Consider the following 21397-nt stretch of genomic DNA (forward strand, 5'->3'; position numbering starts at 1 on the left):
GAAGCCTATGGCCATGAATGGTATGACAGACGACCCGGTGAACGGTCGGTTCGCCACCCGGTTTCCCGCCCGCAACGGCCTCTCCGGGCAATTGTGGACGCTGTTCTGGCTCCTCGCGTTGCTCCAGGTCGTCGATCTGGCAACCACATATTTCGCGATCGTGACGAAAGTCGCACACGAGGGGAACGCGTTCCTGACCGGTCTGGTCTTCACGCCCCTCGCCCCCGTGCTCAAGGCGTTTGCCCTGGTGTTTCTTGCGATTCTCATCGTCCGCAGCACGAACGGGGGACGCCCCGCGCCGGCGCGCCTTCTCGTCGCCGCCCGCGTGACGGTGGTGTTGTACCTCGCCATCGTTCTGAACAACGTGATCGTCCTTCGCCCGCACTGACCGCCGCGCGTCCCTCACCGCGCCGTAGGACGGTCCCGCCGCCATGCCGTGAGGCCGCCGTACGCCGCGAGGGCGATGAGCTGCGGCTCGATCAGGTGTCGAAACCGCGGGTCCGGATGGGTGACGTAGTAGATCAGCGGAAAGACCGCCGCGACCGCGGCAAACGGAAGACTCACCGGGGAACGCCGGACCACGGCCGCCCACAGGCCGGCAAATGCCAGAACCGTGAGCGCGCCGAAGAGTACCTCCGGGAACTGGAGGATGCGGGCCGGCGATCCTACGCCGAACCAAAAAAAGACAATGTGCACGATGGTTACGCGGGCGAAGTCCCCGGGGTGCCGGGTGATGAAGTCGAGGGCCTGGCGCTGCTTCTCCGCCATGTAGCGGAGCTCACCCATCGTCCGGTATCGGCGCATTTCGGCGGGATTGCCCGCGGGGTGAAGCCGCTGCCATGCCCGGGGAGTGTTGGCGCCGGGAGTATTGCCGAGGACAAGCTCCAATCCAAGATTTGAGCGCAGGAGCACGTGACCGAACACGAGATCGTTGCGAATGAGCCAGGGAGCCAGTGTGATTCCAAACGCGATAATGGCAGCGGCCGCCGGACGGAGCCAGGATGCTCGGCGGCCCGCCGCGCGGTAGCCGAGCCATCCGAGAAACACGGGGAGCAAAAGAAGGAACGTTGTGTTGGTCAGCACGACGACGCCCCATAGGAGGCCGTACCAGGCGCCATCAGCCGCGCCCATCGAACCCGCCAGGCGCAGCGTCGCAAGGAAGACCAGGGCGAACAGCAGCGCGGACAGACTGGTATCCCAGACCCATACGATCGGCCAATAGACGGCGAACGGATAGAACGCCCAGGCCCATCCCGCCCACGCCCCGGCGCGGTCGCCGAAGGCCGTCTTTCCGGTCAAATAGACCACGGCCGCGGTGAGCGCCGAAAAGAACGCGTTCAGGGTCAGCAACACGACCGCGGACGCCGTCGTGTAGATTCCCAGCACTTTGAAGGTCGCCGCGATCAGCAGAGGATATACCGGACCGACCATTGCCGTCGGCCCCGTCTCCCCGTGCAACGGCGAGGCGAAGCCGTGACCGATCGCCAATGAACGGGCGACGCGTCCCATTTCCGTGCCGAACAGGTAGTGGTCCTGGGCGGACGGGAATTCGTAGCTGTGTGAGAGCAACATCGCGGCCACTCGGAGGGCGAAGGCGGTGACCACCATCGCCTGGGGATTGTGCCGGAGAGACACCCGCGGGCGCACCCCCCAACGATAACGCAGCCGGGCGCCCCCGTAAACGGCTCGTCGTTGTCGCACTACCCCGAAACTACCCGGGGCGGGTAGTATCGCGCAGTCGATCCGGGCGGATACGGTTAGGGTGCAAAAGAAGGCACGGACTCTGCGAGGAAGGAGGGTCTGACGAACATGGCGCTGATCACGTTCTTGCAGGCTTGGCTGGTGTCCTGGCTGCACCGAGAGGAGCGCGGGCAGGGGTCTATTGAGTACGTCCTGTTGATTCTGGCTGTCGTGCTCTTCCTGATCGCCGCGGCATTCTTGCTGAGAGACGTGCTGGTTAGTGCAGTCAACTCGATCCAGAGCTGGGTCAACACCCTGTCCGCACCGTAATGTCTATCATCGCCACACTACCCTGAAACTACCCGAGGCGGGTAGTGGTGCGCGGTCGATCCCGCCGGTATGGTGAGGGTGCAAAGGAGACACGGATTCTGCGAAGAAAGGAGGGTCTGACGAACATGGCGCTGATCACGTTCTTGCAGGCTTGGCTGGTGTCCTGGCTGCACCGAGAGGAGCGCGGGCAGGGGTCTATTGAGTACGTCCTGTTGATTCTGGCTGTCGTGCTCTTCCTGATCGCGGCGGCATTCTTGCTGAGAGGCGTGCTGACGGGTGCAATCAACTCGATCCAGAGCTGGGTCAACACCCTGTCCGCACCGTAAGACGGTACTGTACCATAGTGTACGGTAGTGTACGGTGATGTTCGATCGGGGGAAGATCAATCTTGCGGCAGGCCACCCGCGCACGCGGGTGGCCTGCCGCGCAGGCGAAACGGGCGGATAATGAGGAACGAACGGGGAACATTTGCCCTGGAGATCGTCCTGCTGGCGCCGTTGCTTCTGGTGCTGGTGTTTCTCACGTTCGAATTCGGACGCGTCTTCGGCTCGTGGCTGGTGATCACGAACGCGGCTCGCGAAGGCACCCGGCTCGGGATGGAGTCGTGGTGCGACCCGGCGACGACGAACGGAACGTCCAATTGTCCCTACGACGGGGCCATCGTCGCGCGCGTCCAGGCAACCGCCGGATTTCTGTCTCCGACGACGACCCAGACCTGCACCCCCACGGGCGGCTCCGCGACTGCGGCTGCGACCACGGCATGCACCTGTCCGGCTTCCACGCTATGCGTCGGGATTTGGCGCTATACTGACAGTAACGGCGACCGCGTCGTGCAGGTGCTTGCCACCTACCAAGTGCAGACGGTCACGCCGATTACAGGAGCGGTCCCTTTTATCGGCAGCTTTAACTTTCAGCCCACGACCTACGTCGTCGGGTTCTCGCACATGAGGTCGCTATAGTCACGCGATTGGGTACGAGGGGAGACGAGCGCGATGAATCGTAGATGGGTGGTACCGGTACTTGCCGTGTTCCTGGCGCTTATTACGACGGGGGTCGTCATCGGGTACCTGCAGACGCTGCAGCGCCGAAACGCAGTGGCGCCGCCGGTGCCGATGGTGGGCGTCGTCGTGGCCAAGAAAGCGATCCAGACCCGTCAGATCATCACGGCGGCCGATCTCGAGGTGCGCCAGGTGCCGGCGTCCGCCGTGCACCCCAGGGCGCTCCACAGCACCGGCGAGGCCGTGAACCACGTGGCCACGACCGACATCTACGACGGCGAGCAGGTGATCTCCGACATGCTGGCCCCCGCCGACGTGGGCGCGAGCCTGTCGTACGTCGTGCCGAAGGGCATGCGGGCGGTCACGCTCGCCATGAACGAGGTCGCGGACGTGGCCGGGTTTGTCGCGCCCGGGGACCGGGTCGACGTGGTGGCCACCGTGACCCCCGAAGGTGGACAGCAGATCTCCCGAATCTTTCTGCAAAATGCTCTTGTGCTTGCCGCCGCGCAGCAGCCCAGTCAGAAGCCGGGACAGCCGGCCAAGGTCACGACGTCGGTGACTCTCGCGCTGACGCCCGACCAAGTGGAGGCGCTCACGCAGATCGACAACAGCGGGCGGGTGCGCCTCGCGCTGCGGCCCGCCGGGTCGAAGGCCATCGTGGAGACTCGAGGCCAGACGACGGTGACCGCGTTGAACGGGTCCGGGGCGCCCGCTCCGCGTCCGGCCGCCGCGGCGCCGAGCGTTCCTCGCCCCGTCGTCGTCGTGCAGCAGGTCGCGCCGGCGCCGGCGCCCAGCCAGACGATCGAGATCTGGCGGGGCGGGCAGAAGCAGACAGTGTCGTTCTAGGGAGTGAGCATACGTTGAGAGGACCGTCGTGGCAGCGCTTCTTCGCATCGTCGTAGCGGCCGGGGATCAGGCGCTCCATGCCCTGATCGAAGGCACGGTCCTCAAGCACCCCGGCGCGCGCGTCGTGGCCGAGGTCGTACAGGCCGACGCGCTCGAGGATGTGGTGGCGCACCGCGCGCCGCAGCTCGTCTTCCTGGCGACGCGTTTGGGGGAGGCCAGCGGATTCGATCTGACCGCGAAGTTGTCGCGCCGCTATCCCGGGATGTACATCGTGCTGGTCTCGCCCCATCCGGCCTCGCCGGACGATCTCCGCCAGGCGATGCGGGCCGGGGCGCGGGAGATCCTCAGCGCCCCGCTGGACGAGGCCGCGGTGCTGCACGTGCTGGCGGAGACGGGCGACCTGGACAACGTGGTGGGCACCCGCCGCGGTCTGGTCCTCGGCGTGATGGGGAGCAAAGGCGGCGTCGGAAAGACGACGGTCGCCGTCAACCTCGCCATCGCCCTCAAGGGGATGCAGGACGGCCGGGTGGCCCTGGTGGACGGCGATTTGTACTTCGGCGACGTCGCCGCGCTCATGAATATCCAGCCCGAGCGCACGATTCGCGAGATGAGCCAGACGCTCTCCGCCGAGATCGCCGAGCGGTTCCTGCACCGGCACGAGAGCGGGGTCGAAGTGCTGGCCGCGCCCCGCCGCACCGAGTTGGCGGAAGAGATTCCGCCCGACCGTTTCCGCGAGGGGCTGAACGTCCTGCAGGGGCTCTACGACCTCGTCGTGGTCGACGCCAGCGTCTCGTCGTTCGAGGCGATGCTGGCGGCGCTCGAGGTCGCCGATCTGGCCGTCGTCCTCACCACGCTGGACGTGGTGTGTCTCAAGGACACCAGCCAGTTGCTCGAGATGCTGGCGCAGCTCCGCTTCCCCGCGCAGAACCTGTTGCTTGTCGGGAATCGCGCCGACGAGCGGCTCTCGCTTCCCCGCCGCGACGTGGAGAAGGCCCTCGGAATGAAATTCACGGCGCTCCTGCCGCGGGACGACCGGGTGATCGCATCGGCCAACAGCGGCGTGCCGCTCGTGATGAGCGGACCCGAGACGCCGTTTGCCCAGCAGGTCCGGGCGCTCGCCAAGACGGTAATGGCTTATACCGGGAGAATGGACCGTGTCACTGCGTAAACGGCTTGACGAGATCGGCGACCGCGAGTGGTCGGAGCCCTATCAGGCGCTGAAGAACGACGTGCATCGCCGGCTCGTCGAAGAGCTCGGGCGCCGCGGCAGCACCTGGACGCGCGAAGAGGTCGAGCGGGAGGTGGGCCGGATCCTCGATTCCGGAACCGAGCTCCTCACGCGCGGTGACCGGGTCAGGCTGATCGCCGACATCGCCGACGAGGCGATGGGCTACGGGCCGATCGAGTCGCTGGTGCGCGACGCCAACATCACCGAGATCATGGTGAACGGTCCCAACGTGGTGTTCGCCGAGCAGGCGGGCAAGATCTTCCCCACCGCGATCCGGTTCCGGGACGACCAGCACGTGATGCGCATCATCGAGAAGATCGTCTCCGAGGTCGGACGCCGGATCGACGAGGCCCAGCCGTACGTCGACGCGCGGCTGCCCGACGGCTCGCGGGTGAACGCTATCATTCCACCGCTCTCGCTCAACGGGCCGTGCCTGACGATCCGGAAGTTCGCGCGTGATCCCTACGTCGCCGACGACCTCATCGCGTTTGGGACGCTCACGGCCGAGATCGCCGATGTCCTGCGCGCCACCGTGCAGGCGAAGTTGAACGTGGTGGTCACGGGCGGCACCGGGGCGGGCAAGACCACGCTCCTCAACGTGCTCAGCATGTTCATCCCGGCCACGGAGCGCATCATTACCATCGAGGACTCGGCCGAGCTCCAGCTCAAGCACGAGCATTGGGTGCGCCTCGAAACCCGTCCGCCGAACATCGAGGGGCGGGGTCAGGTGACCACCCGGGATCTGGTCCGGAACGCGCTGCGGATGCGCCCCGACCGGATCATCGTCGGCGAGGTGCGCGGCGGCGAGGCGCTCGACATGCTGCAGGCGCTGAACACCGGCCACGAGGGCAGCCTGACCACCGTGCACGCGAACGCGCCGCGCGACGGCCTGTCGCGCATCGAGACGATGGTCATGATGGCCGGGTTGGAGCTTCCCACCCGCGCCATTCGCGAGCAGGTCGCCGCCGCCATCCACGTGATCGTGCACGTGGGGCGCTACATCGACGGCGTCCGGCGCGTGTCGAAGGTCTCCGAGGTCACGGGGATGGAGGGCGACATCATCACGATGCAGGACATCGCCGTCTTCGTTCAACAGGGCGTCGACCCCGACGGGCGGGTGCGCGGCCGGCATGAGTTCACCGGCATCCGGCCGCGCTTCTACGATCGGTTGAAGCCGGCCGGGGTCGATCTGCCCCTCTCCATCTTTCTGCGGTGAGGATCGCACGATGTGGCTGACCGCTGGGCTCGTGTTCATCACCACCCTGTGGATTGCCGGGCTGCTGCTCAGCCGGGCGATGACGCCGCGCCTGGTGACCGTGGAGCGATTGAGCGGGTTCGTCCGTCCCGTGCGCGCCGCGACGTCCGTCGCCGGCGCGCGGTGGAGCGGCATCCCGTCGATCGACCGCGCGATGGCGGGGTTGCACCTCGGGCGCGATCTGGAGCGCCTGCTCGACGCGGCCGACACGCCCGTCAAGCCGTTTGAGTTCCTCCTGATCGTCGCGGTGAGCGGGCTGGTGCTGGCGGTCCTCGGTCTCGCGGTCACCCGCACCGGTCTCGTCGTCGTGCCGGCGGCGATCCTCGGCGCCGGCGCGCCGTTTCTGTGGCTGCTGCTGAAGCGAAACCGGCGCCGCGAGGCGTTCAACCGGCAGCTGCCGGACGCGTTGACGGCGCTCGCCGGGGCGCTCCGCGTCGGACTCGGCCTGAACCAGGGGATCACGATGGTGGCATCCGATCATCCCTACCCGATCTCGGCCGAGTTCGCGCGCGCGCAGCGGGAGATGAACCTCGGACTCGGCATCGATGAGGTGCTCCAGAACATGGCGGTGCGGTTGCGCAGCGCCGATTTCGATTTGGCCGTGGCCGGCATCTTGATCAACCGGCAGGTGGGAGGCAACCTGGCGGAGCTTCTGGATCAGGTGGCCGCGACGCTTCGCGAGCGCGTCCGGCTGAAGAACTTCATCCGGGTGCTCACCGCGCAGCAGCGCCTCTCGGCCATAATCATCGTCCTGGTTCCACCCATCCTGATGGTGATTCTCTTTCTCGGGCTGCGGGACTACACAGAGTTCCTCGTGACGACCCAGATAGGCCATGTCATGCTCATCATATCGGTGGTCCTGCAGCTGCTGGGGATCTATTTTATCCGGCGCATTGTCGGGATCGAGGTCTGACATGGCGGCGGGAATTCGCTCCAAGGGGCGGACGCGATGATCCCAACGCTCATCGGGGCGCTGGTGTTTGCGACGGTCCTGCTCGCGGCGACCGCGATGCTGCAACGTGCGCCGGAGAAGCAACTGGTGGCCGAGCGCCTGCGGGAGATCGGGGAGTTGGGGATGCCCCGGGAGGCCACGCTCGCGCTGCCGTTCTCCAAGCGGGCGCTGCTCCCGGTCGTGAACGCCGTGGGCAGGATCGTGATCAGATTTACTCCGGCCGCGTCCCTCGCGGCCGTGCGGGCCAATCTCGTGCGCGCCGGCAACCGCCGGACCGATCCCGTCGTCTGGATCGCCTGGAAGTGGCTGCGGGCCGTCGGCGTGGGCGTGGTGGTGTTCGTCCTCAGCCGGCGCGTCCCGGCCGGCTCACCGCTCCTGTTCGCGGTCGCGGCCGCGGGCCTCGTCTATCTCTGGCCCGAGATCATGCTCCGCCGCGCCATCCTGCGGCGGCAGACGAAGATCATCCGGGAGCTGCCCGAAGCCCTGGACCTGTTGACCGTGACCGTGGAGGCGGGGCTGGGTCTGGACCAGGCGCTGGAGACGGTCTCCGCGCGGCAACGCGGGCCGATCGCCGAAGAGATCAGGGTCTACCTGGATGAGGTCGGGCTCGGCGGTGAGCGCGCCGCGGCGATGAAGGCCATCGGAACCCGCACCGGAGTGGAAGATCTGGTATCCTTTACCTCCACGCTCGTGCGGGCGATGGAGTTCGGCGTGAACATCGCGGCCGTGCTGCGCGTGCAATCAGACGAGGCCCGCACGCGCCGGCGCCAGCGGGTCGAGGAGAAGGCGTACAAGGCGCCGGTGAAGATGTTGTTCCCGCTCATCTTCCTGATCCTTCCGGCCCTCTTCGTGGTCGTGGCGGGCCCCGGGTTCGTAAGAGCCTACTATCAGTTCAGCGGCCACGGGCCAGGGTTTGCAAGCACACCGAGCCCGCCGCGGTAACGGTCGCCGGCACGGCATGTGTCATTTTGGGGGGGAGAAGATGTCAACGATGCGTCGCTCGATCGGAGTAGTCGTCGCGCTTTTCGTCGCAGTAGCCTTGGTGCCGCCGGCCGGGCAGGCGCAGGGAATCCCGGCGCTCGTCGTCCCGCTGAACTACGGCCGGCTGCTCAACGTCGTGAACCTCCAGCGCGTCGTGATCGCCGCGCCGGAGATCGCGGACGTGAACGTGATCACCAGGAATCAATTGATGATCCTCGGGAAGCACATCGGCGAGACCACCCTCACCGTTTGGACGGCGGCGGGAGTCAGCACCTACCGCATCGTCGTCGCCGCGGCCAGCAGCGCGGATCTCACCAAGACGTTGCAGGACGTGCTCGGGGAGCCGGGCATCCGGGCCAACGTCGTCGCCGGAATCGTCGTGCTGGACGGGACGGTGGGGACCGATGCCGCGAGGGCCCAGGCCGAGCAAATCGCCGGGGCGTTCGGCAGAGTCCTGGACCGGCTGACCGTCCGGCAACCGAGCGCGTCTCCCACCGACGTGATCACGCAACAGCTCCAGGCCGGCCTGCACGACTACCCCGGTGTCACGGTGACCGTCACGGGTCCGGATACGGTCCGCATCGACGGGGTCGTCGAAACGGGGTACGACTTGGCGAAAGTCGAGTCGATCGCGAAGACGTACTTCAAGAACGTCGTCATGACGGTCCGGGTGCACAACCCGGTCGAGATCCAGATCGCCACGGTGGTGGCGGAAATCAACCGCACGGCGCTGAGGGACATCGGCGTGCGGTACGGCGGGGGGACCACGAGCAGTCCCTTCCTCGGGACTCCCGGGATTTTCGATTTCGGCCTGTTCACGGCACCCAATCAGGCCGCGAGCGCGCTGCAAACACTGATCGGGGAGATCCACTTCCTCGAGCAGCACAATGCCGCGCGCACCCTGGCCAACCCGCGGCTCGTGGTGATGGACGGCCAGTCGGCCAAGCTCCTGGTCGGCGGGGAAGTGCCCATCCCGACCGTGAACACGAACGGGCAGACGACGATTACATTCAAGGAATTCGGCGTTCGGCTCGAGTTCAAGCCGGTCGTCCAGCCCGGTGCCCCGATCAACTTGAACCTGCTGACCGAGGTGAGCAGCCTCGACTTCGCGAACGCCATCGTCGCCAACGGCTTTACGATTCCGACGATCCGGTCGCGCCGTGCCGAGACCGCGGTCGCGATGGAGCCCGGGCAGTTTCTCGCGATCGGCGGCCTGATTCAGAATACCGATTCCAAGGTGGTCAACAAGCTGCCGGTCCTGGGCGACATCCCGATCATCGGCGAGTTGTTCCGGAGTACGACCTTTCAGAGGGGCGAAAGCGAACTCGTGATCTTCGTTACGCCCAGCATCGTCCGGCCGGCGTCGACGCCTCCGCCCGTGCAGCCGCTCCCCAATCCGGAGCAGCTCAATCCCTGATCGGGGTGCGGACGTGTATGTCGTAAACCAAACACGGGGAACATTTCTCGGCGTCGACGTCAAGCGCGCAGACGGGTTTCGTGCGCGGCTGATCGGGCTGTACCGCCACCGGAAGCTGTCGTTGGGCGACGGTGTCTGGCTGGTGCCCTGCAGAGGGATCCAGACGATCGGCATGCGGGCTCCAATCGACGTCGTGTTCCTGGACGCGGGGCGCCGGGTGGTACGGCTCTACAATCACGTCCCGCCGGGCCGGGTTATCCTCTGGGTCCCGGGCGCGCATTCGGCGCTCGAGGTCCCGGTCGGCGCCGTCGGAAGCAGCGAAACGCGGGTGGGCGATGTGATCCAGTTCGCGGACGATCTGCCGAAGGATTTTCCCGGACTCCAGATGAGGCGCGAGAGCGCGTCGTTCTCGCCGACCCGAGCGTAATCAGGCGCCGGGCCTACCCGGAAACCACCCCGTTGGGTAGCCTGACGGAAGTCGTTTTTTTGGTACAATCCAACGGAGCGGTATGCACCCCGCGGCGCGACCACCGACGGCAAGGCGCAGATGCGGGGAGGAAAGGGCACTCCATGGTCGTGAAGACAATGGTCGTGCACGCGGCCGACATTGACGAGGACGTCCTTCGCGGAAACGGCACCGGCACCATTACCGTGCGTCGGCACATGTTCGAAGACGAGGGCGGGGAGGCCACGCCGGCGTACGCGGTGTCGGCCGACTTCTTCCCGATGGGCACCGACCAGAGAAATTTTCGCACCCTCGAGCATGCCATGGGGTTCGTGTCCAGCCTGGTGCTTGGCGCGGAGCAGGCGGTGCGGCGGCTGCGCCTCAAACAATCGACGATCGAGATTCAACTCGAGATCTCAGACCCGTAGGAGTCCGCGGGCGTCGATGAGCATATCGAACGGGTCGGAGAGGGCGCTCGCGGTCCTGGCCAAAATCGCGACGGAGTTTTCGGCGCTCACCGTCAGTCTGCCGGAGTTTCTCAATCGCGTCCTCAAGGTCCTGGGCCAAGAGATCGGCTTCGACCAGTGCCTGGTCGCGCTCGTCGACGAGCGGGGGGCGGGGCGCCTCGTCGTGCGGGCCGCCTCGGGGCTCGCCTCTCCGCGGGTTGGGAAGCCTCTCCCCCGCGGTGTGGACGAGGACGTGATCGCAACCGGTCGGGCCGCGCTGATTCCCGACCTGGCGGCCGCGGGCCACGCCGACCCGGATTTTCGCTCCTGCATCTGCGCGCCGATTCTCGTGCACGGGCGCGCGATCGGCGTGCTGAACGCCTACCGGCCGGCTCCGCGGGACTTCACCGGGCAGGACTTGAACCTCCTCGTCGTCGTCACCCATTACTTCTCGAGCGCCATTGAGCTGGCCCACCTCCACGAGCAGCCGTTGGCCGGGCCTCAGGCGGATCCGCTCACCGACCTGCCGACGGAGCGCACATTTCGGGAGGCCGTAGAGCAAGAGCAGCGCCGGGCGCACCGGCATCGGGAGCCGCTCGTGGTGTTGTGGCTGGACATCGACAATTTCGCGGCGATTCGCGAGGAGTACGGCGCCGCGCGCGCCGACACCCTGCTGCGCAATCTCGCCAAGGTGCTGCGCGGGATGCTCCGCGAGTCGGACCTGGTCGCCCGTGCGCCGAGCGGCTTTCTACTCCTGCTTCCTCGGACGCCCAGGCGGGCGGGGGCGAGCGTCGCGGAGCGCATCCGCCAGCGCGCGCGAGGGGTCGTCGCGGAAGGCGGTCCCTCCATTACGGTCAGCCTCGGCGTCTCCGAAGCGCCGCAGGACGGCACCGCCGCCGATGCGTTGCTGGCCGCGGCCGGGGAGGCCCTGGAACAGGCCCGGCGGCACGGGGGCGATCGCGTTCAAACGGCCCCGGCCGCAACCTGAGGACAGACTTACGCGGTGGAACTCTCGCTGTTTTCGACCGGATCGAGTGTGTGGCGGACGCCCTTGGCGATCATCATGGCCTGACCGCGATCCCGGATGCCCAGCTTGCGGAAGATGTTCTTGAGGTGGAATTTGACCGTGTTCTCGGACACCCAGCAGCGCGAGGCGATTTCGCCGTTGGTTTGTCCGTCGGCCAGATAGCCGAAGATCTCCATTTCCCGCGGCGTCAGATGGACGGTCTGCAGCGGCGCTTCCGGCTTGCTCAACTGCATCAACCGGGCGAGCACGTCCGCGGCCCGCTCGAGGCGGACCGCTATATCGTTGAGGGCGTGTCCAAACTCGAGGCTCTGTTCCCGCGTAAGCCCCTTCTGCCCGTTGATGAGGGTTTCGCTCATCCGGGCGAGAATGTCGACGCTGTCTTTAGTGGAGCGGATCACCGTGCGTTTGGACATCGGGTCTCCGCGTCTGCGTCGCTCGGTCCGCGTTCTCTGGATCCTACGGTATTGGAAGTCCCGTCGTTCGTGAAGCGAAAGCGCCGCCACAGCGTAACAAATAGTATATCATAGGCGTCAACAAAACTACGAAACCATGACAGGTCCGGCGTTTGCTGCTCCACTCTGCATAGACACCGGTTAGACCGCGTATACGGCACTCTTGTAGGATAAGGCTCCAGGCATCCGAGGTTCCAGGGTGCTTCCCCCTACCGTACGGCAAGGGCCGCGCCGCGCAGCATCGGTTCATGGATGTATTTTAGGGGAACTGAAGCGGTCGCAGCAGGTGATACACGATGACGGCGTTCTGCGAGAAGGTGACGTCGGCCGTCTGACGCCCGGACCCCACCTGCGTCCGGAGCCATGCCAGCTGCGCCGGGGCGTTGCCGAGGTCCGACGCCGTATGAGACGGATCGAGCACGACGTAGGTGCCGGCCGGAAAGATGGTGTGGTTCGGCAGGAGGCCGACCGTCCATTCCCGGTCCCGGTCGGCGAGGTGCGCCGCCATGAAGTCCTGCGTGATGACGGGCGCGTCCCTCGGAACGGCGGCGACCGCAGCCGCCAGCACCTTTGCGTCTCGAGGCCGATCTCTCCAATACGCATACACGATGACGTCAAGGACCAGCAGGCTTAGCATCGGCAAAATGAGCCACGCGACCGCCGTCCCGCGGGTCAACCGCGTGCGTCCTCGAGCGAGCAAGACCAGCATCGCGGTAAAGAAGGACGGCACCGCCAGAACGTACATCTCCGCGTACGGAGAGTCGAAGGGCCAGCGCGGCGACAAGAGATTGATCTCGGTGAGCGCGAGGCCCGGCAGCCACCACGCGGTCAGCGCGGGCGAACGGGAGACGAGCAGAATGGCGACGAGCGGCCCGAACAGAAACGCCAGGCACGTCCAGGCGTCCGCGCGATGCGTCCAACTGACCAGCAGGACCGGGTCGCGCAGCAGGTGCGCGACGCCGTCGCCGGGGGTGGCGCCCAGATCGCCGTAGTAGTAGGCCCATTGATGCATGGGCGCGTGGCTCAATCCCGGGATCACGATCGCCACATCGACATACGCGGCGATCAACCCGAGGGCGACGGTGACCACACCCCAGACAAACTTGCGCTGCACGAGGAGGGCGGCGCCGAGACCGGCCACGACCACCGGTGCCGTGTCTTTGATCGTCAGCGAGGCCAGGAGCAGGATGAGGTAGGCCGACCGGCGGTCGGTCAGTGCAGACCACATCGCGCCGAACAGGACCGGAACGCCGAGCGCGTCCGGGTGGAAATCGAAGAGGTTGGCGCCGATGACCGCCGGGTAGATCAGGTACACGAGCCCCAAAAGGTGGCTGACGGGACCGCTTACCGACAGCGTCGAGCCGATCCGGCGGATGAAGAGGTATCCGAGCCCGAACCCAAACGCCTGCAGAATCAGGAGGCCGTATACGCCTCCGAACCAGTAGATCGGCGCGAGCGGCACGAGGATGTACTGGGCGGCATCGGCGAGGATGGGGTAGCCCATGTAGGTCGACGCGGCGCCAACCCCGCGGTGGAGGAGCAGCCACATGCCTTGCTGGAAAATCCAGCCGTCTCCCGGAACCCACAGGTGATACCGCAGAATGGAGAGCGCAGACAGGGCCGCGGTATAGCCGAACACCCATCCCCACATGGCTCGTGACTCGGAGGCCGGGTTCACCCGTGTCCGCACAGTCGGTCAGTTGAGCCTCCCCGTGCTGATCTCCTCTCGCCAAACAGCGCCTGCCGGCGCGAGTCAGAGCCGGAAGGGTGCTAGCCCCTCTATAATTCCTCGGACATTTCGGGGGTCTGTCCTCTCCCGCATCATGCGGACACCGTGTAACATCAACGTGATTACACTGGTGAATTCATGACCGATCCTACCACTGCAATCTTGCCGGCCGGCGGGCCGCAGCCACACCCGGGCGTTGCAATGGCGTCGCCTCAGGTGGCGGCGTTGGAGTCACCCCAGGGGGGCGGCCCGCACGAGGGGGCGACCGCTTCCGAGCGCATTCAGATCGTGGTGGTTGACGACGAGGATCTCTTCCGCGACTTGCTCTCGAGCGTCCTCTCAGCGTCGGGCAACGTGGACGTGATCGGCGCCTTTCCCGATGCCGAGACCGCTATGGAAGCGACGCGGCGGCTGCATCCCAGGGTCGTCGTGCTCGATATCGAGCTAAGCGGGTCCCTCAACGGTATTCAGGCGGGCCTCCTGATTCAAAAGGAGTTTCCCGACATCGGCATCGTCTGGCTCTCCGCTTACAAGCGGCCGTACCTGCCCGTGTCGTTCCAGCAGCAAATGACCAGCGGGTGGGCGTATCTGCTCAAGAAGTCGGGCACGAACGTGCGGACGCTGGCCGCGGCGATCGACGGGGTTGCGCGCGGGCTCGTCGTCCTCGATCCTGAGATCGCCGGCTCGATCCACCGCCTGCTCAACGCCTGGATTCCGCCGTTGAGCCCGTCGCAGTATGACGTGCTCGCCTTGATGGCCCAGGGCCTCGGCAACGCGGCGATCGCGCAGGCCCTGCACTTGCCCGAAAAGTCGGTGGAAAGCCAGGTCAATCAGATTTACCACCATCTCCGGCTCCACCGCGGCGTGGACGCAAAGCATCGTCGGGTCGAGGCGGTGCTCCGGTATCTCCGTGAGGGCTCCGCTCACACCAGGCCGGACCGAGCCTAACGCCGGCTTTTTGTCGTAAGGTCGCCCCCACCCGGTACCGTAGAAATCGTTGAATTTATCCGTCTATATCTGCGCGATTAAGGGAACAATGGTTGCTGTTAGTGCTCGCCTTCACGAACGGGCAAACCTGGGGCAATCCAGGGACGCAAAGCCACGGGGCCCTCCAACAGGGGTCAGCCGGGCTGCCGAAGGGGGTGGGTAGTGGCTCGACCCCGCCAGCGCAGCGTTGCAGTCCTCCTGCTTGTCATTTCGGCCGCGTATTTCGTGGGCCCCGGTATCGTGGCCGGTTCGGCCCAATCGTCCCCCAACATAGGGTCCGTCGTGATCTCCCTCGGTCAGCGTGCCTCTCAGAGCGTCGACGAGCCAAGTGCGGAGCAGCAACTGCTCGACATGCTAAATGCCGTGCGCGCGCAACGCGGCCTCCGCCCGTTGCGGATGGACCGCGCGCTCCAATCGGTGGCGCGGGCGCATTCGCGCGACATGGCGACGGGGGGCTATATTGGTCACGGGTCCGTTTCGGGCGGGTCCTTTGTCGACCGGCTGTCTGGCGTGGTCTCCCGGGGCCTCGTGGGCGAGAACGTCGCGTTCGCGGTCAACCCCCCGACGGCGCATCGCGCGCTGGTCGCGAGCCCCCTGCATCTTGAGAATATGCTGGAGCCGCGGTTCCACCGCGTGGGCGTCGGCGTCTGTTCGGCGGGACAGATGGGCGTAGCGGTGACGCAGGATTTCGCTGAGTAGCGGGCCCGGCCGTCGCGGTCGGGGTGGGAAGGGGGAACGACGCCGAGACGGTCGTGCGTCCGTCCCGCCTCTTCGAGATTGCGAGAGTCCCCCTGCACTCGTGGAGGCGGACGAGGATATCGCCGAGGGCCGGCCGGATGGCCTCACCGGCGTTCGTCACCGTCAGCACCAGGGCCGGCCCGGCCGATCGCGTCACCGTCGCCTCGACGCGTCCGGAGGCCGTCTTCGCCGCGTGCGCGAGGAGCGCTTCCGCGGTACGGTAGACCGCCAGGCGCAGCGTCTCGGGCAGCCGGTTTTGAAACGGATCGTCCATCTCGCCCACGGCCGGATCGACGCGCAGCGCAATATCTACGGCCGGACGGTGCCGCTCCGCGAGGGCCTCGAGGGCGGGCGTGACGCTCATGCGGATGATGAGCGGGTAGAGCCGTCTTGTCGTTTCACCGATATCCCGCTCGCCGATGCGCTCGAGTTCGATCCGAGCGCTCTCGACGACGCCCGCCACCTTGGCCGGGTCCGCGGCCAGCAGGTGCCGGCTCTCGCCGAGTCGGTGCGCGATCGCAATCAGCGCGGCGTGCGTGCCGTGCAGCAGGGCGGCGGCGTCCCGGCGCGCCCGCTCTTCGTCCGCGATGAATTCCCGCGCGTCCTCTTCGAGTTCGACGACGAGCGACGCGAGGCGCGCGAGTCCTCGATACAGACGCGCCTGGACCGGCCGGGGCCGGCGCGCGGTGAGGAAGGCCAGCGCGCCTGCGACCCCGCGATGGCTTCGCAAGGGTACCACCGTCGCGTAGCCGGCCGCCGCCTGGCCCCGGGGCGAGCCCTGCGCGTATGCGCGCAGCGGTGCGGAGACAACGTGTCCCTTCACGTAGACCCGCCGGGCGTAGACATTGGCGTCGGCCCGCGGCGGGGTGGTCCACACGGCGGAGGCCCGGCGCGGCCGGCCGGTTCGTGGTGAAGCCGCGACGGCGATCGTCCACACACGCAGCGAGCCGGGTTCGACCCGGCTCAGGACGGCCCCGCGGGCCCCGGATAACTCCCGGGCTAAGTGCGCCAGTTTCTGGTACACTGCAGCGTAGTGCCGTGTGCTGCTACCCATGGTGCAGGGTTTTCACGGCCATCAATCGAACACCTGCGCGCATTCGACAGCGCGACCGCAACTTGACCCTCATCCGAAGCAGGGTGGTAGCATGCCCGTTGACACCGCGCTAGACAAGGTCACGATTGTCGTCGTCGAGGACGAGGATCTGTACCGGGACCTCCTCGTGAACGCCCTCTCCTCGGTGCCCTCGTTCAAGGTGCTGGGGGCGCTGGCCGACGCCGAGGCGGCACAGCGGGCGATCTTGGAGCTTCGGCCCAAGGTCGCGACCCTCGACATCGAGCTGAAAGGCGGGGTCAGCGGCGTGCAGGTCGGTCTGGCCGTGAAGAGCCAGCTCCCGGAGACCGGCATTGTGTGGCTCTCCAGTCACGCCGAGCCGTACTTCGCCGTTTCGCTGGCGCGCGAGATCACGGCCGGGTGGGCCTACCTGCTGAAGCAATCGGTGGCCGACATCGGCGCGCTGGTCCGCGCCATCGAAGGCGCCGCCCGCGGCTTTGTGGTGCTCGATCCGGAGATCGTCCGCGGGATTCCCAAGAAAGTCACGGGTGACCTCGCCGTGCTGACGCCCCGGCAGCGCGAAATTGTCGCGCAGATGGCACAGGGGTACACCAACGCCGGGATCGCCCAGACGCTGTATATCACCGAGAAGTCGGTGGAGAATCAGATCAACCAGATTTATCAGCGGCTGGAGATCGACCGGCAGAACGCCTCGATTCAGCCGCGGGTGCGGGCCGTCCTCAAGTATCTCGAGGCGATTCGGGCATAAGCAGGGTCCTTCTGACGAGGGCGACGAGGTCCTCGAGCCCGAGGTTGGTCTTGATCGCGTACGCTGCGGCCCCCGCGTTGAGCGCCTGCTGCACGTCCGAATCCTGTCCCAGGTTCGTCAAGATGACGACCGGAATGCGCGCCGTGGCCGCGTCGTCCTTCAGGACTTTGAGCACTTGGTGGCCCTGCAGCCCCGGCATGACGAGATCGAGCAGGATGAGGTCCGGCGGCTCCGCGGCCACCGCGCGCAGAGCCTCGTCGCCGTTGGGGACGGCGACGACCCGGAACCCGCGCAGGCGCAGGGCGCTTTCCGCCGCTTTCCGCAGCAGCCGGTCGTCCTCGACCAGCAGGATCGTCGGGCCGCCGTCGCCCCTGCGCGGGCCGGGGGCCACGTCAGGAGGCCGTGATGAGACGCCGGACGCGCCCCCGCAGGTCCTCGAGGGACAAGTCCGCCTTGATCAGGTAGTCGGCCGCGCCGAGACCGATGGCGCGCTCGCGATCCTCGTCCCGCGAGGAATTGGAAAGGATCAACACGGGGACGTCGCGGGACCGGGCGTCGGCCTTGACGGCGCGGAGCACTTCGAGGCCGGGGACTTTCGGGAGCAGCCAGTCGAGGAGCACGACGTCCGGCAGTTCGGCCTGCACCTGGCGCAGCGCTTCTTCCCCGTCCTCGGCGGCGACGATGTCGTACCCGTCCTGCGCGAGTCCGGCGTGACAGGCCTTGCGGAGGAACGGATCGTCTTCAACGATGAGCACTCGCTTGCGCGGCGACGCTGCCATCGTCCGACCTCCTCGCGAGCGGCAGGGCGCAGAAGAAGGTTGCCCCTCGGCCCTCCTCGGATTCGCACCAAATGCGGCCGCCCAGACGTTCGGTGATCAGGCGGGCCACGGCCAGCCCCAGCCCCGTGCCTTCCGTGTTGATCGCCAGCGCGTTCTCCGCCCGGTAGAATTTCTGGAACAACAGCGGGATGTCGCGTGCGGGGATGCCGATGCCGGTATCTTCCACGGACCAGTAGGCGCGCTCGGCGTCCCGGCGCATCGAGACGCGGATGGCGCCGCCCCGCGGCGTGTACTTGACCGCGTTCGAAATCAGGTTGCTGAAGACCTGGCGGAGCAGCTTGGGATCGGTCGGCACCGGCGGCACGTCCGCGGCGCCGGCGACGGAGAGCTGGTGCGCCTTCTGCCGGATTGCCGGCTCGAGCTCGCCCACGACGCTCCGCGTCAGCGCGCCCAGGTCGGCCATCTGCACATCGACCTGCAGGGTGCCCGTTTCCAGCCGGGACAGATCCAACAGGTCGTTGACCAGCCGGACCATCCGTTCGTTGACCTCGCGCGCGTCCTGAATGTACGGGCGGGCGTCCTGCGCGTTCGGGGACTCCGCGGCCAGTTCCAGGAGCCACTTGATCCCGGCGAGCGGCGTGCGCAGCTGGTGCGTGACGAACGAGACGAACTCCGATTTCATCCGGCTGACTTCGCGGTCCTGGGTCACGTCCCGCAGCGTGAACGTCAGGCCGGTGAGCGCGCCCGCGCTGTCGCGGGCGGCCCGCGCCACCCAATGCACGACCTGCCGCGTCGGCAGCTCCGCGTCGCCCTGGTAGTCGTCGTCGAGGCCGTGCAGCACCGCCTGCGCCGCGGCGGTGAGCGCCTGCCGATCCTGCTGGCGGAATCCGATCTTCTCGAGCGCGGCCGCGACGCCGGTGCCGTTCGTGGAGACCGGGTCGAGCGACAGCATCGCCTGGGCCCGCCGGTTGACCGAGGCCACGTGTCCGTCCGACGATACGAACATGATGCCGTCCGACGTCGATTCGACGATCGACCGGATGCGGGCCTCGCCCTCCCGCAGGGCGGCTTCCAGGCGCGCGCGCGCCGTGACGTCGGCAACGAACGCGTGAAACGAATACGAGCTGCCGTGGCGGAGGAGCGAGATCGAGAACTCGACGGGGAACTCGTGCCCGTTCCGATGCAGAGCCGGGAACTCGAGCCGCTTGCCGACGATGCGGGATTCGCCGGTCTGCGCAAACCGCTGCAGGCCGCTGGTATGCGCCTCCCGATATCGCGGAGGAACGACGAGCGTCGCGAGCTCCCGCCCCACCGCCTCTCTCCGGGTCCACCCGAACGTGAACTGCGCCGCGGTGTTCCACTCCGTGATGATGCCTTTCGAATCGATGGCGATGTAGGCCTGCCGCGCCGTGGCCAGGATCAGACGGCTGCGCTCCTCGCTGATGCGCAGCGCCTCTTCCGCGCTCTGGAGGGCTTCTTCCGATTCCTTCTTGTCCGTGATGTCGCGGTAGGTGACCGCGATCGCCCCGACGCCGGGATCGTCAATGAGATTCGTCCCCCGGGCGGCCGCCGACCAGCCCGTGCCGTCTTTGCGCAGGCCGCGGCATTCGGCGGCGACGGTGGCGCCCGGTCGGGTCAGGAGTCCGGCAAAGGTCCTCCGCATGCGTGCGCGATCATCAGGATGGATCAGGGCGAACGGATCGGATCCGATCAGTTCGTCTGAAGAGTATCCGGTGATCTGCCCGGCCTGGGGCGACACGTAGCGAATCTTGCCGTCCGAGCCGATCAACACGACCGCGTAGGACGGCTCTTCGATGAGCGCGCGAACCCCTCCATCCGGCGCGCCGGCGTCCGACTCGTTGCGGCCGACGCGCCGTGTCATCGGCGAGGATCTGTGCCGCTCATCCATTTCTCCTGACTTCGACGGCCCTGGACCGGCGCCCTTCGCACGCGGCCCGTCACCCCCCCGGCTCCTCGGGAAAATTCCTTGCCATTACGTGTGGTGACACCCTTTTGACCGCCCGACACCGGATCTTAGTCTTGAGATCGCACGAGCGGACCTGGCCGGCAAGGGGGGAAGCAGCAATGCGCGTGGGACGATGCCGCCGGACCGGCGTCACCGTCCTCGTTTTCATCCTTGCCGCCTCCTGGGTCCTGCCGTTCGCCCACGCGGCCGCCGCGCCGGCGCCGCCGGTCGACGAGACGAGAGGGATCCTCATCCAGGCGAGTTGCACCGAGGCGACCTGTACGACGCGGATCCTGGCGGTCATGATGGCGGCGGGCCCGCAACGATTCCTTGCGTCGGCGGCCGCGACGGCCGTCTACGTCGGCAACCAAAGGGCCGCGCTGTCATCGCTCGACGGTTTCATCGGCATCGGGGTGTCCGTTCTGTCTCAACGGCTCGACTCGCAGCAGGTCGCTGGGCGGATCGACGTCTTCTTGTTCCGGATACGGCTCACGATTGCCCCTCCGGTCCACGAGACCGGAAACCGCTGAGGATCAGGCACCGGGCGGATTTGGGTGTCATCACCCATCGACCGTGGTGGACGACCCAGGGCCGTGGTGGGTTTCCGCCAGAAAAACTTGTAAGTCCGTACCCGTGCCGCCACCCTTTGATGAGTCGACCGCAAACGGTAGTCTAAGGCCGGCGGCTCGCGAGTTTCGCCAACGTTTGGGGGAGAAAGCATGGTGGTTCATCTGAAGTGGGTCGGCTCGGCGGCTGTGATTCTTGCGCTGGCGTGGCTTGGGTTCGGCGGCGCTGCGCGGGCACAAGACGCCAACAACAAAGTACAGGGCATTCTCAAGGGTGCGTCGTGTACCGATTCGTCCTGCCTGTTCTTGAAGGTAGACGTTGACACGACGGCCGGCCCGCAGACGTATCTTGCCTCAGCAGACGGTACCCGCGTGGACATCGCGTACACCGAAAAGGTTGAGACGGCGAAGCTGCCGCAGTTCATAGGATCGCCGGTGGAAGTCGTATCGCAGACGTGGGAGGGGCAGCAGGTCGCCGGCTTGATCGACGTTCTTGTGTTCCCGGCGTCGGCGAACGTCGGTCCGGCACCGCTTGGGCCACAGGGTGAAGACCGTGGGAAGGGTACAACCGGCGGCACGACCACGACGGGCGGCACCACCGGTGCCCCAGCCGCCACGGGCGGCACGACCACCGGCGGCGGCACGACGACCGGTGGCGGCACGACGACCGGTGGCGGCACGACGACCGGTGGCGGCACGACGACGACCGGTGGCGGCACGACGACCGGTGGCGGCACGACGACCGGTGGCGGCAC

Annotated in this window: 24 protein-coding genes and 1 riboswitch; of the genes, 17 read left to right on the plus strand and 7 right to left on the minus strand. The window is 66.8% G+C overall.

What is annotated here, in order from left to right; genetic code table 11:
* Positions 1-13 precede the first annotated feature (13 nt).
* Entirely contained in the window at positions 14-388 is a 375-nt protein-coding gene (locus VGZ23_19950) for a DUF5658 family protein (GenBank protein HEV2359871.1), read from the plus strand.
* A 14-nt stretch (positions 389-402) separates the two neighbouring features.
* Here the strand turns inward: VGZ23_19950 and VGZ23_19955 are convergent, their stop codons facing one another.
* The gene (locus tag VGZ23_19955; GenBank protein HEV2359872.1) at positions 403-1635 is read right to left on the minus strand and encodes a hypothetical protein; all 1233 of its coding nucleotides are present in this window, start codon (positions 1633-1635) and stop codon (positions 403-405) included.
* Positions 1636-1809: 174 nt separating this feature from the next.
* Here VGZ23_19955 and VGZ23_19960 point away from each other — a divergent pair, with 174 nt between their 5' ends.
* The 12 genes from VGZ23_19960 (at position 1810) to VGZ23_20015 (ending at position 11566) form a co-directional block, all read left to right on the plus strand.
* Positions 1810-2010, plus strand: a complete 201-nt coding sequence (locus VGZ23_19960) for a class III signal peptide-containing protein (GenBank protein HEV2359873.1) — start codon at positions 1810-1812, stop codon at positions 2008-2010.
* Between the two features lie 125 nt (positions 2011-2135).
* The gene (locus VGZ23_19965) at positions 2136-2336 is read left to right on the plus strand and encodes a class III signal peptide-containing protein (protein ID HEV2359874.1); all 201 of its coding nucleotides are present in this window, start codon (positions 2136-2138) and stop codon (positions 2334-2336) included.
* Between the two features lie 120 nt (positions 2337-2456).
* Entirely contained in the window at positions 2457-2969 is a 513-nt protein-coding gene (locus VGZ23_19970) for a TadE/TadG family type IV pilus assembly protein (GenBank protein ID HEV2359875.1), read from the plus strand.
* Between the two features lie 33 nt (positions 2970-3002).
* The gene (gene cpaB, locus VGZ23_19975) at positions 3003-3854 is read left to right on the plus strand and encodes a Flp pilus assembly protein CpaB (GenBank protein ID HEV2359876.1); all 852 of its coding nucleotides are present in this window, start codon (positions 3003-3005) and stop codon (positions 3852-3854) included.
* 28 nt (positions 3855-3882) lie between these two features.
* Complete coding sequence (locus tag VGZ23_19980) at positions 3883-5022, plus strand: P-loop NTPase (GenBank protein HEV2359877.1); 1140 nt, start codon at positions 3883-3885, stop codon at positions 5020-5022.
* Positions 5009-6298: a CpaF family protein gene (locus tag VGZ23_19985; GenBank protein HEV2359878.1), complete on the plus strand. Its 1290-nt coding sequence runs from the start codon at positions 5009-5011 to the stop codon at positions 6296-6298. Before VGZ23_19980 ends, VGZ23_19985 begins: the two co-directional genes overlap by 14 nt.
* Before the next feature lie 10 nt (positions 6299-6308).
* The gene (locus VGZ23_19990) at positions 6309-7250 is read left to right on the plus strand and encodes a type II secretion system F family protein (protein HEV2359879.1); all 942 of its coding nucleotides are present in this window, start codon (positions 6309-6311) and stop codon (positions 7248-7250) included.
* Between the two features lie 36 nt (positions 7251-7286).
* Positions 7287-8231 carry a type II secretion system F family protein gene (locus VGZ23_19995; GenBank protein ID HEV2359880.1) on the plus strand — a complete coding sequence of 315 codons (945 nt, stop codon included), beginning with the start codon at positions 7287-7289 and terminating at the stop codon, positions 8229-8231.
* Positions 8232-8271: 40 nt separating this feature from the next.
* On the plus strand, positions 8272-9687 hold the full coding sequence (locus VGZ23_20000; GenBank protein HEV2359881.1) for a pilus assembly protein N-terminal domain-containing protein: 1416 nt from the start codon (positions 8272-8274) through the stop codon (positions 9685-9687).
* A 13-nt stretch (positions 9688-9700) separates the two neighbouring features.
* Positions 9701-10114, plus strand: a complete 414-nt coding sequence (locus VGZ23_20005) for a DUF192 domain-containing protein (GenBank protein HEV2359882.1) — start codon at positions 9701-9703, stop codon at positions 10112-10114.
* A gap of 143 nt (positions 10115-10257) precedes the next feature.
* Complete coding sequence (locus VGZ23_20010) at positions 10258-10560, plus strand: hypothetical protein (protein ID HEV2359883.1); 303 nt, start codon at positions 10258-10260, stop codon at positions 10558-10560.
* Between the two features lie 16 nt (positions 10561-10576).
* Positions 10577-11566, plus strand: coding sequence for a sensor domain-containing diguanylate cyclase (locus VGZ23_20015; protein ID HEV2359884.1), 990 nt, complete (start codon positions 10577-10579; stop codon positions 11564-11566).
* Positions 11567-11574: 8 nt separating this feature from the next.
* Here the strand turns inward: VGZ23_20015 and VGZ23_20020 are convergent, their stop codons facing one another.
* Together VGZ23_20020 and VGZ23_20025 are read right to left on the minus strand one after the other, a co-directional pair.
* A complete protein-coding gene (locus VGZ23_20020; protein ID HEV2359885.1) occupies positions 11575-12018 on the minus strand; it encodes a helix-turn-helix transcriptional regulator in 444 nt (147 codons plus the stop codon).
* 298 nt (positions 12019-12316) lie between these two features.
* Complete coding sequence (locus tag VGZ23_20025) at positions 12317-13708, minus strand: DUF2079 domain-containing protein (protein HEV2359886.1); 1392 nt, start codon at positions 13706-13708, stop codon at positions 12317-12319.
* Positions 13709-13987: 279 nt separating this feature from the next.
* Here VGZ23_20025 and VGZ23_20030 point away from each other — a divergent pair, with 279 nt between their 5' ends.
* Entirely contained in the window at positions 13988-14734 is a 747-nt protein-coding gene (locus tag VGZ23_20030) for a response regulator transcription factor (protein HEV2359887.1), read from the plus strand.
* A gap of 110 nt (positions 14735-14844) precedes the next feature.
* A riboswitch (cyclic di-GMP riboswitch) is annotated at positions 14845-14924 on the plus strand.
* A 402-nt stretch (positions 14925-15326) separates the two neighbouring features.
* Here the strand turns inward: VGZ23_20030 and VGZ23_20035 are convergent.
* The gene (locus VGZ23_20035) at positions 15327-16565 is read right to left on the minus strand and encodes a hypothetical protein (GenBank protein ID HEV2359888.1); all 1239 of its coding nucleotides are present in this window, start codon (positions 16563-16565) and stop codon (positions 15327-15329) included.
* A gap of 91 nt (positions 16566-16656) precedes the next feature.
* Between VGZ23_20035 and VGZ23_20040 the strand changes: the two genes are divergently transcribed.
* Positions 16657-17331 (plus strand): response regulator transcription factor, encoded by a 675-nt coding sequence (locus tag VGZ23_20040; GenBank protein HEV2359889.1) that lies wholly within the window; start codon positions 16657-16659, stop codon positions 17329-17331.
* On the opposite strand, the gene VGZ23_20045 is transcribed toward VGZ23_20040, so the two are convergent.
* Genes VGZ23_20045 through VGZ23_20055 form a run of 3 tightly spaced genes read right to left on the minus strand, consistent with a single transcriptional unit; the run spans position 17303 to position 19992 of the window.
* Complete coding sequence (locus VGZ23_20045; GenBank protein ID HEV2359890.1) at positions 17303-17722, minus strand: response regulator; 420 nt, start codon at positions 17720-17722, stop codon at positions 17303-17305. The genes VGZ23_20040 and VGZ23_20045 overlap by 29 nt on opposite strands.
* Before the next feature lies 1 nt (position 17723).
* Complete coding sequence (locus VGZ23_20050; protein ID HEV2359891.1) at positions 17724-18110, minus strand: response regulator; 387 nt, start codon at positions 18108-18110, stop codon at positions 17724-17726.
* The gene (locus VGZ23_20055; GenBank protein HEV2359892.1) at positions 18073-19992 is read right to left on the minus strand and encodes a PAS domain S-box protein; all 1920 of its coding nucleotides are present in this window, start codon (positions 19990-19992) and stop codon (positions 18073-18075) included. Before VGZ23_20055 ends, VGZ23_20050 begins: the two co-directional genes overlap by 38 nt.
* 203 nt (positions 19993-20195) lie before the next feature.
* Between VGZ23_20055 and VGZ23_20060 the strand changes: the two genes are divergently transcribed.
* Both VGZ23_20060 and VGZ23_20065 read left to right on the plus strand, forming a co-directional pair.
* A complete protein-coding gene (locus VGZ23_20060) occupies positions 20196-20606 on the plus strand; it encodes a hypothetical protein (protein HEV2359893.1) in 411 nt (136 codons plus the stop codon).
* A 189-nt stretch (positions 20607-20795) separates the two neighbouring features.
* Positions 20796-21397, plus strand: a 602-nt coding sequence (locus VGZ23_20065; GenBank protein HEV2359894.1) for a hypothetical protein, incomplete at its 3' end; no start/stop codon positions are given.

The sequence above is a fragment of the bacterium genome, from assembly GCA_035945995.1.
Classification (GTDB): Bacteria; Sysuimicrobiota; Sysuimicrobiia; order Sysuimicrobiales; family Segetimicrobiaceae; genus DASSJF01.

What these genes read in the sequence shown, in the direction of transcription:
- VGZ23_19950 (HEV2359871.1), top strand. Translation starts at nt 14, where the DNA reads ATGAATGGTATGACAGACGACCCGGTGAACGGTCGGTTCGCCACCCGG.
- VGZ23_19960 (HEV2359873.1), top strand. Translation starts at nt 1,810, where the DNA reads ATGGCGCTGATCACGTTCTTGCAGGCTTGGCTGGTGTCCTGGCTGCAC.
- VGZ23_19965 (HEV2359874.1), top strand. Translation starts at nt 2,136, where the DNA reads ATGGCGCTGATCACGTTCTTGCAGGCTTGGCTGGTGTCCTGGCTGCAC.
- VGZ23_19970 (HEV2359875.1), top strand. Translation starts at nt 2,457, where the DNA reads ATGAGGAACGAACGGGGAACATTTGCCCTGGAGATCGTCCTGCTGGCG.
- cpaB (HEV2359876.1), top strand. Translation starts at nt 3,003, where the DNA reads ATGAATCGTAGATGGGTGGTACCGGTACTTGCCGTGTTCCTGGCGCTT.
- VGZ23_19990 (HEV2359879.1), top strand. Translation starts at nt 6,309, where the DNA reads ATGTGGCTGACCGCTGGGCTCGTGTTCATCACCACCCTGTGGATTGCC.
- VGZ23_19995 (HEV2359880.1), top strand. Translation starts at nt 7,287, where the DNA reads ATGATCCCAACGCTCATCGGGGCGCTGGTGTTTGCGACGGTCCTGCTC.
- VGZ23_20000 (HEV2359881.1), top strand. Translation starts at nt 8,272, where the DNA reads ATGTCAACGATGCGTCGCTCGATCGGAGTAGTCGTCGCGCTTTTCGTC.
- VGZ23_20010 (HEV2359883.1), top strand. Translation starts at nt 10,258, where the DNA reads ATGGTCGTGAAGACAATGGTCGTGCACGCGGCCGACATTGACGAGGAC.
- VGZ23_20015 (HEV2359884.1), top strand. Translation starts at nt 10,577, where the DNA reads ATGAGCATATCGAACGGGTCGGAGAGGGCGCTCGCGGTCCTGGCCAAA.
- VGZ23_20020 (HEV2359885.1), bottom strand. Translation starts at nt 12,018, where the DNA reads ATGTCCAAACGCACGGTGATCCGCTCCACTAAAGACAGCGTCGACATT.
- VGZ23_20025 (HEV2359886.1), bottom strand. Translation starts at nt 13,708, where the DNA reads ATGTGGGGATGGGTGTTCGGCTATACCGCGGCCCTGTCTGCGCTCTCC.
- VGZ23_20030 (HEV2359887.1), top strand. Translation starts at nt 13,988, where the DNA reads ATGGCGTCGCCTCAGGTGGCGGCGTTGGAGTCACCCCAGGGGGGCGGC.
- VGZ23_20035 (HEV2359888.1), bottom strand. Translation starts at nt 16,565, where the DNA reads ATGGGTAGCAGCACACGGCACTACGCTGCAGTGTACCAGAAACTGGCG.
- VGZ23_20040 (HEV2359889.1), top strand. Translation starts at nt 16,657, where the DNA reads ATGCCCGTTGACACCGCGCTAGACAAGGTCACGATTGTCGTCGTCGAG.
- VGZ23_20050 (HEV2359891.1), bottom strand. Translation starts at nt 18,110, where the DNA reads ATGGCAGCGTCGCCGCGCAAGCGAGTGCTCATCGTTGAAGACGATCCG.
- VGZ23_20055 (HEV2359892.1), bottom strand. Translation starts at nt 19,992, where the DNA reads ATGACACGGCGCGTCGGCCGCAACGAGTCGGACGCCGGCGCGCCGGAT.
- VGZ23_20060 (HEV2359893.1), top strand. Translation starts at nt 20,196, where the DNA reads ATGCGCGTGGGACGATGCCGCCGGACCGGCGTCACCGTCCTCGTTTTC.